Source organism: Rhodopseudomonas palustris (assembly GCF_013415845.1).
Taxonomy (GTDB): Bacteria; Pseudomonadota; Alphaproteobacteria; order Rhizobiales; family Xanthobacteraceae; genus Rhodopseudomonas; species Rhodopseudomonas palustris_F.
The window spans coordinates 3,670,533-3,687,653 of the sequence record NZ_CP058907.1 but is presented as its reverse complement, the minus strand read 5'-3'; the positions used below and the strand labels follow the sequence as shown (position 1 = coordinate 3,687,653).

Sequence of the window (17,121 nt, the reverse complement as noted above, 5' to 3'; positions counted from 1 at the left end):
TGCCGGGAATCTCTTTCATGGCGGGCTGTTCGCGCAGACACTCATCCGTTCAGGGAAGATGTCTGCGTGACGGGGAGGGCGTTGCGCTGCCGTTGCTATCGCGATGTGGATCGGCCAGCGCCCACATGCTGGTGAAGCGACGCGGCACGGGACAGAACTGATCGCCAGACCCCTAAGGCGTCTTCCGTTGAGAATCTCGCAATACTCGTTCGCATCTGATCCAAGCGTTGCGTCTTCTCCCCCTCGCTCATAACTGCAATCTGATGCATTCCTTGGACGATCGCATCGACATCCAGCGGGTCGACAAGGATGGCCGATGGGCCCGCGACCTCCTCGAGAGCGCCGCCTCGGCTCAGCAATGGTATCACTCCATAGTGAATCGCCTCGGCCGCCGGCAAGCCGAAGCCTTCAAGCAAACTCGGAAGAATGAATCCTTCTGCGTGGGAGTACAGCCAGCGAAGCTGCGGATCGTTGACGTAACCCGGAATGAGGACGCCGGGGGTCTGGTCTGCAGCGGCGATGACGTGTTCGGCGCCAGGCTCCGGCCCGCCGCAAATCACATATCGATATCCCTTCTCGACGAGGCCGCTTCGTCCGAAGGCCTCGATCGCCCGCAACTGGTTCTTGCGCGTTCCCAGGCTGCCGACGGACAGAAAGAACTTGCCCGGGATAGACGTCACCGGTTGCTGGTCTGAGGAGCCCGCGCCGAATCTGATTGGCGGGTAAAGAACGCCCAAGTACGGGAAATCGTCGCCATAGAGCAGCTTGAACTCCTCGCAGGAGCTTTCACTGGCGAACAGAAGATGCGGCTTGGCCTCCGCAATGCGATCGAACGCCGCGCGGTAGATCTGCTCGACGCCATCGGCGTAAAAGGTCGGGTGGGTCAGCGGGCCGACGTCATGGCAAAGGATGATGTCGGTTTCGCGCAGGTCGTGGATCAGGACTTCTCTTGGATCGGTAAAGACAATTGGCACCCTGTCCCGGCGCGACAAGAAGGTCGGGAGTGTCCTGGGATGCCGAACCCGGAGATCGATTTCTACGACGGCCAGTCGGCCCAGGATGCGGGCAATCAGACCGGTGGGAATCTGGTCGAATCCAAGCCTCCAGTAATAGACGTTGCGGATCAGATCCTTCGAGCCGGCGATCAGATCGCCGCAGAAGAAGAACTTGCCGGTCCTGTTGTTGAGCGCCAGCGTGAAGTCGCAATCGACGAGTCCTGCTTGACCAGACATGCCCAGCTCTCGTTCAGTCTTCCATGATCGGCGCTCGATGATGGGCTGATGGGACGTGCGTGTCATGGCCGCTTTTTCACCCGAACGTCCTTGATCAGAAACTCGCTGGGCGAGGCAATCGCGTTGATGCGGAAATTCCAGCCCCACTGACCGACGAAATTCGCGTCATCGATCGTCCACGTCAGTTCCTGCCAGTCCGCCTCGTTCGGTATCTCGCGATATGAGGCGTTGACGTAGCCCCGCTGGGATTCATAGTCCAAGCTGAAGCCGGCCTTCGGACTTCCAGGCAACCGTTTGACCGTCGCGGTGATCTGCAGGCGACGGGTACCCCACGGAGCAAATTGCGGAGATACCGCGAAATAGGCGTAGTGGCCTTCATCGTTCGCGACTGAAAAATCCAGCCGCCGCGAGGTTGAACCCTCGTCCGAGAACACCTTGGTGGTCTGCGGATTGATTTGCTGGAGACCGCCGCCGCGATTGGTCTCACCAAGAGAGATCGTGACGGTGGTTTCCTTCGAATAGTCGACATCTTGCAGGATCGGCAGATCGCGATTCTTCTTCGCCTGCTGCACGATCGTGTCCGGAAGCTTCGAAACGAACAGGGGCGTGGACGACAGGCTCAGGGGCTTGCCGCTATCTACGGTGACCTCCGAGCCGTCGGTATGCGTGACCAGAACCGGCGACTGGAAGGTCGCTTCCACCGTCTTGTTCGAGGTCGTCCAAGCTGCCAATACGAAGCCTTGTCGGCCCTCGAAGACAAAGCCCAGACTGTCGGCGTCCGCTCGGACCCATCCAAGATAGGTCGGGTGATCGCCCAGCAGACGGATCAAAGTTGCAAGCGCCGCGAATGAGGGGCGCGGTGAAAAGTCTGCCCGAAGCAATCCATGGTCTGCCTGATCGTGATAGGCGGGTCCTCGCGCCTCGAACCAGAAGATCTTGTCGAAACCGGAGGCGAGCCCAAGGATGAAGGCTTTTGTCAGCAGTCGCGATTGGCCTGCTTCGGACCTCGGCTCAGTGGTTGCAACCGCCCCGACCTCCGAGATCCACAGCGGGAGCGAGCTGTCGAGATTATGGGAGGCAAGCATCCGCCGCAGCGTCGATGTCATCGCCATGAATTCGATCTCGCCTCCAGCCTCCAGCAGATCGAGCTTTTCGTAGGGATGCACGCAGATGAAGTCGAAATGACCGGCGGCGCCCGCTTCGATCGCGCGTTCAAGGAAGTTGACGTCGAAATTTGCAACGCTAACTCCGATCTTTGCCGATGGATCGATCCGCTTGGCGGCAGTCGACGCTTCCTTCACCAGCTCGGCGTAGGCGGATGGACTTCCGTTGACGGCGAAGCTGCCGTTGAACTCGTTCCAGATCTCCCAGTGTTTCACCGACCCACGATAGCGCTCGACGACGGCGCCGACGTAGTCTTTCCAGTACTGGATGTCTTTAATGGGGAACGCACGGGTGCCGCCATCGGCGGAGGCCCAGGGAGCCAGATAGGCCAGCGGATATAGGAGGCTGATGCCGTTCGCCGTTGCATCGCTCACCAGCCGGTCCGCTGGGGCCCAGTTCCAGGTGCCTTGGGTCGGCTGAATGGTCTGCCATTCCTGAAAGGCCCGCAGCCATTTCACGCCCGCCTTCGCCAGGATCGGATTGAACCGGCGATGATCATCAAGCCATTCGGCACCGGTGGCGACACCCCAAGGGCTAGCCCCTTGTTCCGTGCGCTCTCCGGTGACGTCCGAGGCGAGGGCACCGTGCAGATCGAAGGCGGCGCCGGCAGCCATGATGGTCGCCGTCACCACAAACGGCATCAGTCGGCGCGCCCGAGCGCGGAGCTGACCAAGAAAGGATATGGGGCGCCCAAGACGAGCGCAGTCGGACGCCATTCTGTCTTGTCTCACTCGATCAAGTCGCCATCGCCGATGTCTGGTGATGTCCGAGCAAGGGATGCCGCTGTTGCTCCCTGGCCCATATCCTCACGCATCCGCTCTCACGGGAGCGCTGCGGGGGACTACCGTGGTCCTGCGCATGATCCGCAGATATTGCGTTTCAAGGGACCCGACCAGAGACTTCAGTTGCTGAGCGGGACGCTCCACAAAGTGCCACGACATCGCGGCGAGGATCGCTGCGAGCGGCACGCATACCAGGATGTTGATCCACCAGACGCGACCGGACGGAATCGTGGCCACGAAGGTCTGTTGGATAACGAATCCGTACAGATACATCCCGTATGAGTAATCGCGATCGCGAACGATCGCGAGGCGCCGCGGCGTGGTGAGGCCGAGAAAGATCGCGACGTAGGGGACGACCAGCGCGCCGAAATATTCGCCGCCGTATCGGGAGTACAAACCGAGCAGCGCAATCGCCGTGGCACACCAGAACAGGGGCCAACGCCACGGAATCTCGTAACGGTAGTAGTAAAGCGACAAGCCGACGATCCCTGAGATCATCAGAGCGAAGCCCGGAACGTTGCCGCTGAATGGCAGATATTGCCATCCGTGCCACCACAGGCGGGCGACGAAATGAAATACGATCAGCGCAACGACCGAGATAGGGCCCAAGATGCGATAGCGTTGCACGCCGGCAATCGCCAACAGACCGACCGCCCCATAGGTGTACAACTCAAAAGGGACGGTCCAGAGCTGAGCGTTCACGATGTCGGGCTTGGGATTGTCGTGAAACACGCCTGGAAGGAGATAGTGGATCTCTCCAATCGCGTTGAGGAGATAGAGGAAGAACAGCTTATCGGTGAAATAGTCGCTCCAAGCGAGCGTCGTCAGCATCGGGCCGATCAGAAACGCGGACAGCAGCACCTCTACGGCAAGCGCTGGGAATATTCTGATCGCCCGAAGACCAAAGAATTTGATGAGCGTCTTGCAACGATCCAGACTGGCGGCGACCAGAAATCCGCTCACTCCGAAGAACATCGGAAGCACAGATCGTAGAAACGGGCGCGCCGGCGTATCCCACATCGCTGCGTCCGCTGCCTGTCCATAGCTCGTCAGAACGCTGTGCGTCGCGATCACCATGACCGCGAGCGAGACTTTCATGTAATCGAAGCCGGAGGGGCGTCCGGCGCTTGCATCAAGGCGGTCTCCGAGTGATTGCAATGACATTGCGCGATACCCAGTGATCGTTGACGAGAATGCATTTGGCGTTGAACTGCTTGGCGTTCAACGTAGTGCCAGAAGTATCGTGATCGCGGCGCGCTAAATCGTATCGAGTGCGCGACGGTGGTCGTTGCGCTGTGCAGCATCATTGTAGGTTTTTCAGAACCTTTCAAGTGCGAGTTAGTCTCTCATCAAATTGCGGGCGACCGGGCGGTGAAAAAGGGTGTGTTAAATCACCGTCTCGCAACGATTGTTCCCGACGCGTGGTGTCGTGCGGTGGCGGTTGTGATCGTTCTCTACAACGCTCGCGAGGTGAGATGAGTGCAGCGTGTTGACATATAGGTCAACACGCTGCCGTCGCAGGAACTAGCGACGATTAGGATCAGGCTCGCGTGATCGATCTGCGTTAGCGCTTTCGCTTACAGTCGGGTTAAGAGTAAGCTTAATATGCGAGACAGATTGCCGTTAGTTGGTTGCAAGGGTAGGGATAGTCATGGCGAGCACCGTGGTTATCAAAGAAGGATCTGGCAGCGGCGCGGTTGCGGCATGCACCGTTCCACAGGTTCTTGAGCAGATTGCCCAGAGTTTTCCGGAATCCATTGCCGCCATTTCCGAGCGTGGGCGGATTACCTTTGCCGAACTTGAATTTCGTTCGAACCAATTGGCACGATTGCTTGTCAAAAGAGGCGTGAAGGTTGGCGCAGTTGTCGTCCTCATGACGGGGCGCTCGATCGATACGTTGATCGGCATGACCGCGATTTTGAAAGCGGGCGGAGTCTATATGCCCCTTGATGTCGGGCTAGGTCCGGAAGCGATCAGCGGCGCCATCCAGGATGCGCAGCCGGCGCTTGTTTTGACGGAGCATCAACCTGCTTTGATTGACGCGATCGAGCAGCGCCGCCTGAGTGACGAGCTGGATGCCTCGCGACTTGAGCCCGGTGATCCGTTGGCGCTCGAGCTGACGCCATCCTTGCCGGCCTATGTGATGTTCACGTCGGGATCGACCGGGCGGCCGAAGGGCGTTGTGGTGCCGCATCGGGCCATCGTCAGGCTGGTGGTTGATACGGATTTCATGACGTTGTCGCCCGCGACCGTGATGCTGCATGCTGCGCCATTGGCGTTCGATGCCTCGACGTTGGAAATCTGGGGGCCGTTGCTGAACGGTGGGCAGATCGTCATCGTCGAAGATGCGGTGCTGTCGGTCGATCGGATCGCCGAGACGCTAGGGCGTTTCTCGGTCAACGCGGCCTGGCTCACAGCCGGTCTGTTCCATCTGATGGTGGACGAGCGGCCCGAGGCGCTGTCGGGGCTGACGACCCTGCTGGCCGGCGGCGACGTTCTTTCGCCGGCACACGTTCGTCGTGCGATGGCACTGTTGCCGGACTGCACCATCGTCAACGGGTATGGGCCCACTGAGAATACGACGTTCACGTGCTGCTATTCGATCCCGCGCACCGGTTGGGGCGACGGACCCGTCCCGATCGGATTTCCAATTTCGGGGACCAGCGTCCACATTCTATCGGACACGCTGGAGCCGGTTGCGGACGGCGATGAAGGGCAGCTCTGCGCTGGCGGCCTCGGGCTCGCGCTGGGGTATCTCAATCGCCCAGAGCTGACCGCGGAGAAATTCATCGTCGATCCGTTGTCTGATGACCCTGCGGCTCGTCTCTATCTGACCGGGGATTACGTCCGGCGCCGGAGCGACGGGGCCATCGAGTTCCATGGCCGCCGGGACCGTCAGGTTAAGATCAACGGCGTGCGTATTGAGCTCGATGGGGTGGAGCAGGCGCTCCGGCAGGATCCTGTCCTGGCCGACGCGGCGGTGGTTCTCTCCGCGGATCGAGGCGACGCAAAGCGGATTGTCGCATTCTTGAAGCCACTGCCGGGTGACGCTGCCGGTGATCTTGAAGCCGGCGTCATCCGTAGGCTCAAAGAGCAGTTTCCCGCGCAAGCGATACCGTCAACGATCAAGGTCGTGGATGAGTTACCGCTCAACAAGAACGGCAAGATCGACAGAGCGAAGCTGCTGAGCGACCTGATCGCGACGGAGCAGCTGGGTGCAGGTACCGACGAGGGAGACTTCTCTGACGATAGTGTCGGCTCGATCGTTGCCGATATCTGGAGCGCATTGCTGGGCAAGTCGGTCGACGCCAGGGCAAACCTGTTCGATCTCGGCGCGACATCACTCCAGATGATCGCGGCGCACGAGCGCATCCAGGCGGCGACCGGCCTTCGTTTTCCAGTCACGGACCTGTTCGCCCATCCCAGCATCGCCGAGTTCCAGGCTTGTCTGGACGGAGCCTCGCATCGGTCGCTCGCCATTGCCGGAGCGGCGCGTGGCCGCCGGCAGAGGCGTGCGATGAATGCGGCGTATGGAGCGATCAACGTTCGGAGCCATCACGCGTAGGGTTAGACGGAGCTGAGGCGAGATGTTGGACAGCAATGAGATCGGCTTCGCGATCGTGGGACTTTCTGGTCGCTTTCCAGGCGCACCCGACGTTCAGAAGTTTTGGCAGAACATCCAAGCGGGGCGTACGAGCGTTTCGCGTTTCTCGCCTGAAGAGCTGGAGGACTCCTTCGCTGACCAGGAGCGTGCCGATCCCGACTTTGTCGCGGCCAAGCCTGTTCTGGACGACGTCGATCTGTTCGATAGCGACTACTTCGGGATGTCGCCGCGCGAAGCGGATTTGACCGATCCGCAGCAGCGGATTTTCCTCGAGATCTGCTCCGAGGCGTTGGACGATGCGGGGTACGACCCCGAGCGTTATCAGGGTGCGGTGGGCGTCTTTGCCGGCACCTCACTGAATACCTATTTTTTGCGACACGTGTGCCCCGACCGCGCTGCCCTGGAGCGGTTCACGTCGAACTTCCAGGTGGGCTCTTATTCGGAGCTGCTCGGCACGCTCAATGATTTCATTGCGACGCGGGTCGCCTACAAGCTCAATCTCAAGGGACCAGCTGTTTCTGTCCAGAGCGCCTGTTCGACGTCGCTGCTCGCTGTTGCGCAGGCCTGCGAGAGTCTCGCGGCTCTGCAGTGCGACATGGCGTTGGCCGGTGGCGTCTCGGTTACGTTCCCCCAGAAGCGAGGATACATCTATCAGGATGGCGGGATTGCCTCGCGCGATGGCACCTGCCGGCCGTTCGATGTCGACGCGGCCGGGACCGTGTTCGGCTCCGGCGCGGGTGTGGTGGCGATCAAACGGCTGGCGGATGCCGTCGCTGATCGCGACGCGATCTACGCCGTGATCAGAGGTTACGGCATCAATAATGATGGCGCAGCCAAAGTCGGATTCGCGGCCCCCAGCGTCGGAGGGCAGGCGGAGTGCATCGCGGCGGCGCTCGCAATGGCCGGATTTGAGGCGGAGACCATCGGCTACGTCGAGTGTCACGGCACCGGCACGCCTCTGGGTGATCCGATCGAGATCGAGGGGCTGTCGCAAGCATTCGCTGAAGCTTCCACCGGTGCGATCGAAGACCGCAACTGCGCCCTGGGATCGGTGAAGGCCAATGTCGGTCACTTGGATGCTGCGGCGGGCGTGACGGGTCTGATCAAGACCGCATTGATACTTCACCACGGCGTTCTTCCGCCGCAGGCGAATTTTGCCGAACCGAACCCACGCCTCGACCTCGCGAAGCGGGGATTTCGGGTGGCGACGGAATTGCAAGAGTGGCCTCGCGGAGATGCGCCGCGCCGCGCCGGCGTCAGCGCCTTCGGGGTCGGAGGCACCAATGTTCATCTGTGCCTGGAGGAGTCACCACCGGCTGCCGCGGAGAGCTTGTTGCCGGTGGAGAATGCGGTGGTTCTCCGCCTGTCTGCCCGGTCTCCCACTGCACTGGAGGCGATGCGCCTCCGGCTCGCCGACCATCTTGAGGCGGCAGTGCAGCGTGGCGAGCGCATTGGCTTGAACGAACTCGCCCACACCCTGGCCGCAGGACGGCGAACGTTTGATCGGCGCTGGGCGGTTGCGGTGAACTCCGTGCAGGGAGCGGTTCAGTCGTTGCGGGAAGTCCGCTCCGACCCCCGACCGACATCGCTTCGCCCCGGTGCGGTGTTCATGTTTCCCGGCCAGGGAGCTCAGTACCCTGGGATGGGACGTTGGCTCTTCGAGTCCGATCGCGAATTCCGCGCCGATGTCGAGCTCGGGGCCGCAATCGTCAAAGAACACCTCGGCGTCGATATCCTTGCCGTGCTGTTCGACGACCGTGACGATGACGACCATGCGATCCGATCGACGACGTTGGCGCAGCCGGCGCTCTTCCTCATCGAATATGCTCTGGCACAGCGTCTGCTCCGGTCCGGCATCGAGCCGAAAGCGATGATCGGCCACAGCCTCGGCGAGTTGGTGGCGGCGGCGCTTGCGGGCGTGATGTCTTATCAGGATGCGCTGAAGCTTGTGGTGCATCGCGGACGGATCATGCAGGCTCAGCCACCTGGCGCCATGCTCAGCGTGCGATTGGCTGCCAGCGAGCTAGCGGCGCATCTGCCGGTCGGGGTCGAGATTGCGTCCGACAATTCGCCTCGCCTCAGTGTCGCCAGCGGTCCTTTTGAAGCTGTGGAAGATCTCGAGCGCCGGTTGGAGAGGGCGGAGATCCCTCATCGGCGTCTGCACACATCCCACGCCTTCCATTCAGCCATGATGGATCCGGTGGCGGTCGAACTCGAGAAGGTTGCGGCCGGGATTCCGCTCCAGCCACCGAAGCGTCGGTTGATCTCGACTGTCACCGGAACTTGGATGACCGCGGCGGAGGCCACGTCGCCTGCCTATTGGGCTCGCCAATGCCGCGAGCCAGTCAGTTTCCGCGCCGCACTCACCACGCTGATCGACACGATATCCGAGCGGGCGGATTGTCTTTTGGTGGAGGTCGGCCCGGGCCGAACGCTGGCGACGTTTGCAGGGGCCTCATCATCCGTTTCTAAGGTTCGGGCGATCATTACGACTGCGCCGGACTATGTGGAGCGAAACGACGAAGAGCTTACTTTCGCTCAAGCGTTGGGTGATCTGTGGGCACACGGTGCGAGGCTGAAATCCGACGTTCGCCCGGCCGCTGGCGCGGCCCGACTACGATTGCCAAGCTATCCGTTCGAGCGCACGCGCCATTGGATCGCGCGTCCTGCTCCGGTCAGTCTCGACATAGCCATGCCCGTCGCATCTGCCCAAGGAGACTCGTTCCCTCGGACCGAGCCTCCGCAGGAGGCGAGTAGCGATCAGGATGGTCTGCATAGCGTTTCGATGGAGAGTAAAATGTCCGGTGACGAGGTCTCGAAGGCGCTGATCAAGGCGCTTGCGGCTATTCTGTCAGATGTCTCCGGACGACCTCTTTCGGATCAGGACGCGGCGACTTCCTTCATCTCGCTCGGGTTTGATTCCTTGCTGCTCGGTCAGGTCGCGCAGCGCGTCAACAAGTCGTTCGGCGTGAAGATTACCTTCCGGCAGTTGATGCGAGATCTCAATTCTCTGGACGCCCTGGCCGCGATGTTGAAGACCTCGGCACCGGCCGACAAATTGCCCCAGGTCGAGCGAGCAGCCGTGAAGCCCCAGGTAGCAATGATGCAGAGGCCGGCAGAGGCTGTGCTGCCGAAAGATCCGCCTGTGCCGGTGATGGCGGGAGCTACGGGAGTCGAGGCGTTGCTTCGCGAGCAGCTGCAATCGATGGAGCGGATTTTTGCCGCTCAGCTGGCGGCAGTCGGCAAAGAAGGGCGCGTCGCGGCTGAGTTGCCGGTTACTGCGGTGCCGGCCAACAGCGGCGAAGCGCCTTCGCCTGACAACTCGCCGGACAAGGCTCTTGTGATGCCGGACACGGGAGAGGAGGGAGGCGGTCGGTTCAAGATCTATCGCCCTGGCGCCGGCGATGGCGATCTCGCACTTGCACCGGAGCAGCGGGCCTACATCGAGAACCTTGTCCAGCGTTATAACGACCGCACTCCTGGATCGAAGGCCCGTGCTCAGGCGTCGCGCAGAGTTCTTGCCGATCCCCGGACGGCGAGCGGCTTCAATGCGCAGTGGAAGGAGATCGTTTACCCGATCGTGTGCAAGCGGTCGAAGGGAGCGTCGATCTGGGACGTCGACGGCAACGAGTACATTGATCTGGTGAATGGCTACGGTCAGACGATGTTCGGCCATGTTCCGCCATTCGTCGCCGCTGCGTTGCAGGCACAACTAGACGACGGATTCGCGATCGGACCGCAGACCGAGCTGGCCGGGGAGGTTGCGGCGCGAATTAGCGCCATGACCGGCAATGAGCGGGTCGCCTTCTGCAATACCGGTTCCGAAGCTGTCATGGCCGCCATCCGGGTGGCGCGCGCTGTGACCGGACGACTGAAGGTCGTCGTGTTCAGTGGCGCCTATCACGGCCAGTTCGATGAGGTTCTGATCAAGTCGTGCCGCGCTGGCAGCGTCCCCGGTGCACTTCCGATCGCGTCCGGCATCCCGGCCGAGAACGTCGGACAGATGATTGTCCTGCCGTACGGCCATCCAGCCAGCCTCGAGATTGTCAGGCAAATGGCTGACGATCTCGCCGCGGTCATCGTCGAGCCGATTCAAAGCCGGCATCCAGCTTTGCAGCCGCGAGACTTCGTAGCGTCGCTCCGAGAGTTGACCGCGAAGAGCGGGACGGCGCTGGTATTCGACGAGGTGGTGACGGGCTTCCGAGTGGATCCCGGTGGAATGCAAAAGGTCTTCGGCATCAAGGCCGACATGGCGACCTATGGCAAAGTGCTTGGCGGAGGAATGCCAATCGGCGTGGTCGCCGGCCGCGCGGATTTCATGGACGCGCTGGATGGCGGCTTCTGGCAATACGGCGACGATAGCGAGCCGGAAGTCGCCCCGACATTCTTCGCCGGAACGTTTGTCCGGCATCCGATGGTGCTCGCCGCCGCGCGCGCCGTGCTCGAGCACATCGAACGGAATAAGGCGGAGATCTATGCGCCCTTGGCGCAGCGCACAGGGCAGCTTGTCGATCGGATCAATTCGCACCTCGACAGCTACGGACTTCCGACGCAGGCCGAGACATGTGCGAGCTGGTTCTTTGTCGATGGTTCACCTTTAGGACGGTTCGCCGGCCTGCTGTTTGCCGAGCTTCGACTGCAGGGGATTCATGTCCACGAAGGGTTCCCGTGTTTTCTCACCACCGCACACGAGGCCGCTCAGTGCCAGGCGATCGACGGCGCGTTTGAAAGGGCGATAGGGGCTTTTGCCGACGCTGGGCTGAGCACGGGAGAAGCCAAGGGTATCACCAGGAAGTCGAGCCTTATTGGTGATGATCAAGCTCAACCGCAGCCGCAGAAATTCAAAACGGTGCCCTTGACCGAGCCTCAGATGGAGGTGCTGCTCGCGGCGCAAATGGGCGAGGCAGCCTCGATGGCGTTCAACGAGTCGGTCAGCATTCGCTTTAATGGGACTCTCGTCGAAAGCTTGTTGATCAAGGCGGTTGAAGAAGTCGTTCGGCGCCACGAGGCACTTCGGAGCCGTGTGGTTGATTTCACCGGAATGCTTGAGATCAACCCTGATTTCGTGCCTGAGGTTCCGATCATCGCTCTCGACGGGGAGGATGGCGATACAGAACTGGCGCAGTGGCTTGCCAAGGATGCAAGAACGCCGTTTGACCTTTTCAGCGGCCCGTTGGTTCGTGCCAGCGTTCTGCGTCTGGGGGCTGACGTCCACGTGTTGGTCTTCACCGCGCATCACATTATCTGTGACGGCTGGTCGATGAACGTCCTGCTCGGGGACCTGGCCGAGATCTACAACGCTTATCGTGACGGAAAGACGCCGTCGCTGGTGCCCGCCGCGAGTTTCGCCGAACACGCTGCGGAGCGACCGCGGCCTTCGGCTTCCACGATCGAATTCTGGCGGAAGCAGTTCGAAAATGTGCCGGTCGCCTCAGAGCTTCCGCTCGACCGCCCACGCCCGGAGGTCAAGAGCTTCTTCGGTGCATCCCTGCGGGAGCGGCTGGGACAGGACCTCTGCCGTGACGCCAGGGAGCTGGCGAAACGCCAGGGCGTAACGCTGTTCACCGTGCTGTTTGCCTCGGTGCAGACTCTGTTCGCGCGGCTTTGCGACAACGAGCGCGTTGTCTTGACCGTCCCGATGGGCGGTCAGGCTTTGCTGGATCGGCAAGATCTGGTCGGGCATTGCGTCAACTTCCTGCCGGTGCCAGTCACGGCTCGGTTGGCGGTCTCGTTCTGCGACCATCTGAGACACGTCGACGAGAAACTGAACGAGATCTTCGATCACCAGGACTACACGTTGGGATCTCTGGTCCGCGATCTGGACATACCCCGCAGTATCAACCGGACGCCGCTGTCGGACATCCAGTTCAACCTTGAAAGGGTCGGCTCTCGGCTGACATTCCGCGGCGTCGACACGCGGGTCGATACAAATCCAAAGGCCTTCGTCAATTTCGACATCTTCATCAACATGATCGAAACCGACGACGACCTCACGATCGAGGTCGATTACGCAACTGATCTTCTGGATCGTGCGACGGTGTCGCGATGGCTCGATCAGCTGCGCAAGATCTTGGCGCAAGCGCTCGAGCGGCCTGAGATCAAGCTGCAGGAACTGAAGCTGCAGAATCCGGTCGTCATCGGGCTTGAAAGCGGTCAAACCACCACGCTGCAGGCCGCGCGTTTCGATATTCCTCTGGTCGAAATGATCGAGCGTAACTGCGACCGCACGCCTGACGCGATTGCGGTTGAGTACGAGACCGACGTGTTGCGCTACCGCGAGCTCGACTCCAGGAGCAATCGGATTGCGGATCGGTTGAGAGCGTTGGCTCCGACCAAGGGAGCCCGGGTCGCGGTCGCGGTTCAGCGGGGCATTGATCTGCCGGTCGCATTGGTCGCCGTAGCGAAGGCGGGTCTCGCCTACGTCCCGGTCGATCCTTTGCTGCCCGTGGTTCGGATTCGGCAGATGGCTGAAGCCGCCGAGGTTGCGGTCTTCATCACGTCAGGGGCGGACTGTCCGGTTGCGGCCGAAATGGGTGTACCGGTCATCGATCTCGAGCGTGATGCTGCACAGATCGATGCCGCATCGTCCGCTCGTCCCGAACCGGCGCCACCGCAAGAGGTGCTGGACTCGACCGCCTATGTGATCTTCACGTCCGGCTCGACCGGGACACCGAAGGGCGTCGAGATCAGTCACCGCGCACTCGCCAACTTCCTCGGCTCGATGGCAGTCCGGCCTGGCTTCGGTGCCGATGATCGGATCGTCGCAGTGACCACGGTGTCGTTCGACATCGCGGTGCTCGAGCTGCTGCTGCCGCTGTATTGCGGCGGACGAACCGTGATCTGCGGCAAGGACAGGTTGCTTGAGCCCGACAGCATCGTTCGGCTGATCGAGACCAGCTCTGCGACGATTGTTCAGGCCACACCGACGCTTTGGCGCGTGCTTCTCGAAGCTGGTTTGCAGCCATCGCGTCCGCTTCGGGCATTGAGCGGCGGGGAGGCGCTGCCGCGCGACGTCGCCGAGAAGCTGATCGCTGCAGGCTTCGAGCTGTGGAACATGTATGGGCCGACCGAGACCACGATCTGGTCGGCCTGCGGGCGGATCGTCGATGCCAGCCGCCCGATCGTGATCGGCGAGCCGGTGGCTCATACCGATCTCTACATCCTGTCCGACGATGGAACGCAGGCGCCGGTCGGCACGCCCGGGGAGCTGTGTATTGGCGGACTTGGTCTAGCAAAAGGCTACGTCAACCGGCCCGATCTGACAGCCGCAGCGTTTCCTGTGATCTCGTTGCAGGATGGCAAAACGGTGCGTCTGTATCGAACCGGCGATCTGGCCGTGCGACTGTCGGACGGCGGCATTCAACTGCTCGGCCGACGCGACCAGCAGGTGAAGATCCGCGGCTTCCGCATCGAGTTGGAAGAGATCGAGTCCGTGCTGCGGACCTGTCCAGAGATCGTGGATGCCGCCGTCATGGTCGAGAATGCCGGCACTGCCGACGCCGCGCTGGTTGCTGCCTTCGTGGCGAAGCCGGGCATGACGGTGAGCATCGACAGCCTGCAGCAGACGGCGCAGTTCAGCCTGCCTCACTACATGGTTCCCAACCGCTTCGTCGCGGTTGCCGAATTGCCGAAGACTGCGAACGGCAAATTGGACCGAAAGGCGCTGTCTGCGACGATCGTCAGTCCGTCGATTGTCGTCAACTTCATCGAGAAGGCGGAGCTGCGCGACGAGCCGGCGCCGGACGTGCTGACCAAGGTCATCGCCATCGTCGAGGCGGCGTTGAACCGAACCGGGATCAAGCCGGACGACCGGGTTTTCGCGCTCGGTGCGACCAGTCTGCACGTTTTCCGGATGGCTGCGCGGTTTTCCGAAGCGCAGCTGCCGATCCGGGCACAAGATCTGATGACCAATCCAAGCATGGGCGATTTGGCGCGGCGAGCTTCCGTCGCGGCAAGAGCGCAGACGTCCGACAAGAAGACACCATCGCTCGCCGAGTTTCGGCGTCCCTCGAGCCGCGCGAGGACAACATGAAGACACAGGTCCCTTCCGCCGTCGGGCAAGAGCCGGAGATTGAACCGGTCCGCTGTACCAGCATTCAAGAGCGGTTTCTCGAACTGCAGAGACACAATCCAACCTCTTCGCTGGCCAATGTCGCGATGCGCTGGCAGATGAAGGGAGCGGTGCGCGACCAGACGATCCAGAAGGCGCTGGACTTTCTCGCCGGGCGACACGAGGCGCTCCGGACGAGATTTGAACGCTCGGCCGACGGCTACTCACAGATTGTCGTCGAAACTCCGCCGAGACTGTCGCTGATCGATCTGTCGCAGCTATCGAGCGAGCGCTACCAGGCGGAGGCGGAGCGGCTTGCGTCATTGGAGGCGAGGGCGGCGTTCGATCCTTTGGTCGCGCCGCCCTGGCGAACGACCGTGCTTCGGCGCTCGCCGAACGATGCGATCCTGCTGCTAACGATCCATCACGCCATCGCAGATCTCTGGTCGGTCGGACTGATCGCGCACGAATTTGCCCAAGTGGTCGATGCACTGGAGCGCGGTCAAAGGCCAGATTGCCGCGAGTTGAGCCTTCAGTACGTGGACTATGCGCAGTGGCAGTCGGCGTTGCTGGCGAGTGACGGACTGGCCGATGAGCGACAATACTGGCGTCGCAAGTTGTCGGGGGTGTGTCCACTCGATATCAAACCCAGCAGGCAGCGCGTGCTCGATGCCGGCCGCAACGGCGAGATTAGGAGCCGTGTTCTTCCGAGGCTTTTGACGGATGCGCTGCAATCGCTGGCGCAGCAGGAAGGCTTCACGATGTACGGGCTGACCTGTGCGGCCTTGACGCGGGCGCTGGGCCGCAAGCTGGAGGCGGACGAGATCGTCATCGGAACGCAGGTCGCCAACCGCGACGATCCGTTGCTGTTCGATCTGGTCGGCCCCGTGGTCAACACTGTGGTCCTGAGGCTCGGGATCGAGGCGGGGAGCGATCCGCTCACGCACGCGCGCCGCATCAGGGACGAGGTCTCGCAGGCACTGGCGAACAAGGCGCTGCCTTTCGCCGAGATCGCCGCCGGTATCGAACTGTCGGATCGGAAAGATCTGCCGCTCGGCTACGCCATCAACTTTGCCGCCGGCAATGTCGAGACCGGCCAGGCCGGCGTGATCCGGCACGGCGACTTCCAACTGGTGTCGCTGCCGTCGGCGACGACGGGCTGCCTCTATGAATTCAGTTTCTTCTTGGTGGAGCGGCAAGAGGGGTGGCGGATCTCCTGCGAGTACAACACCGATCATCATGTTGCCGCCGCTGCCGATGCGCTGCTGAAAGCGTGGTCGGAGGAGTTGGAGGCTCAGGTCGCTCCGATCGAGAGCGACCTGGGGAACGCGAATCCGGCCTCGAAGGCGGATCAGCCGACCGGTGATGTCGTTGCTCCTCTTGCCCTCTCGCTCGAACGCAGGCTGCCGAACCGGCGTCCCACGCGCCCGTATTTTCAGCCGTGCGTCCTGCAGTCCGAAGGCAAGCTGCCGCCGATCTTCGCGTTGAGCAACAGGTCCTTGTACTACCCGCTGGTGCAGCGGGTGGCGGCGGGGCGTCCCTTCATCGACTTGCAATGGGCCGACGACGCTGAGTTGCCGCCGCTCGATCAGGACAGCATTTGCAGGATCGCGGCGGATGCGGTTCGGCAGATCCGGGCGCACGATCCCGTCGGTCCGTACTATTTGATCAGCCTGTGCCTGATGGGCAACGTCGCGCTCGAAGTTGCGCAGCAACTGAAGAGCCTCAATGGCGAAGCGTCGGTGATCTTTCTGCTCGACACGGTCGCGCCCGGCTACGTGGAATCGATGAGCCGGTTCGACCGTTTCCTGAGGCGAGTCCAACTGACCGATCGGATCATCCCCGATCTGGTCGCACGGATCCGGAAAGTCAGGTCCGGGGACATGAGCATTGCGGCTGCGATGTCGCAGTACTCGATCATCAGGAACAATCCACTGGTTCGAATGATCGGCAGGGACGGTGATGCGCCACGTCCACGAGCCACCAACGAAGACTTCCTCAATCACGGGCTGATGGACTATTTGCTGGACGCCAGGGCTCTGTATCCCTGGAAGCCGTATGACGGCGAAGTCGTTCTGTTCCGGAGCGCGAAATCACGTGTCGGACGGCTGTTCGTACGCGGCCTGGGATGGGACAACGTCGTGAATGGGCAGTTGCGGATCTTCGACGTTCCTGGTGGTCACGACGACATGACCCGCGAGCCCGCGGTCGCCACCATCGCCGAATACATGAGCTGGATGATCGATCGGCGGGAGGGCCGCTGGTCCGCGCAGCGCGCCGCAGGTTGAG

General features: G+C 61.6%; 6 protein-coding genes. 3 read left to right on the top strand and 3 right to left on the bottom strand.

Annotated elements, in window-relative coordinates:
- Positions 1–95 precede the first annotated feature (95 nt).
- The 3 genes from HZF03_RS16815 to HZF03_RS16805 form a co-directional block, all read right to left on the bottom strand.
- A complete protein-coding gene (locus HZF03_RS16815) occupies positions 96–1,298 on the bottom strand; it encodes a glycosyltransferase (RefSeq protein WP_234832312.1) in 1,203 nt (400 codons plus the stop codon).
- Complete coding sequence (locus tag HZF03_RS16810) at positions 1,295–3,037, bottom strand: endo-1,4-beta-xylanase (protein WP_234832313.1); 1,743 nt, start codon at positions 3,035–3,037, stop codon at positions 1,295–1,297. Before HZF03_RS16810 ends, HZF03_RS16815 begins: the two co-directional genes overlap by 4 nt.
- A gap of 165 nt (positions 3,038–3,202) precedes the next feature.
- Positions 3,203–4,276: an acyltransferase family protein gene (locus tag HZF03_RS16805; RefSeq protein ID WP_234832314.1), complete on the bottom strand. Its 1,074-nt coding sequence runs from the start codon at positions 4,274–4,276 to the stop codon at positions 3,203–3,205.
- A gap of 553 nt (positions 4,277–4,829) precedes the next feature.
- Here HZF03_RS16805 and HZF03_RS16800 point away from each other — a divergent pair.
- The 3 genes from HZF03_RS16800 to HZF03_RS16790 are packed head-to-tail and all read left to right on the top strand — an operon-like array spanning position 4,830 to position 17,120.
- On the top strand, positions 4,830–6,743 hold the full coding sequence (locus tag HZF03_RS16800) for a non-ribosomal peptide synthetase (RefSeq protein WP_119019557.1): 1,914 nt from the start codon (positions 4,830–4,832) through the stop codon (positions 6,741–6,743).
- 22 nt (positions 6,744–6,765) lie between these two features.
- Positions 6,766–14,814 (top strand): hybrid non-ribosomal peptide synthetase/type I polyketide synthase, encoded by an 8,049-nt coding sequence (locus HZF03_RS16795; RefSeq protein WP_119019558.1) that lies wholly within the window; start codon positions 6,766–6,768, stop codon positions 14,812–14,814.
- Positions 14,811–17,120, top strand: coding sequence for a condensation domain-containing protein (locus tag HZF03_RS16790; protein ID WP_119019559.1), 2,310 nt, complete (start codon positions 14,811–14,813; stop codon positions 17,118–17,120). Before HZF03_RS16795 ends, HZF03_RS16790 begins: the two co-directional genes overlap by 4 nt.
- Position 17,121: the final 1 nt, after the last annotated feature.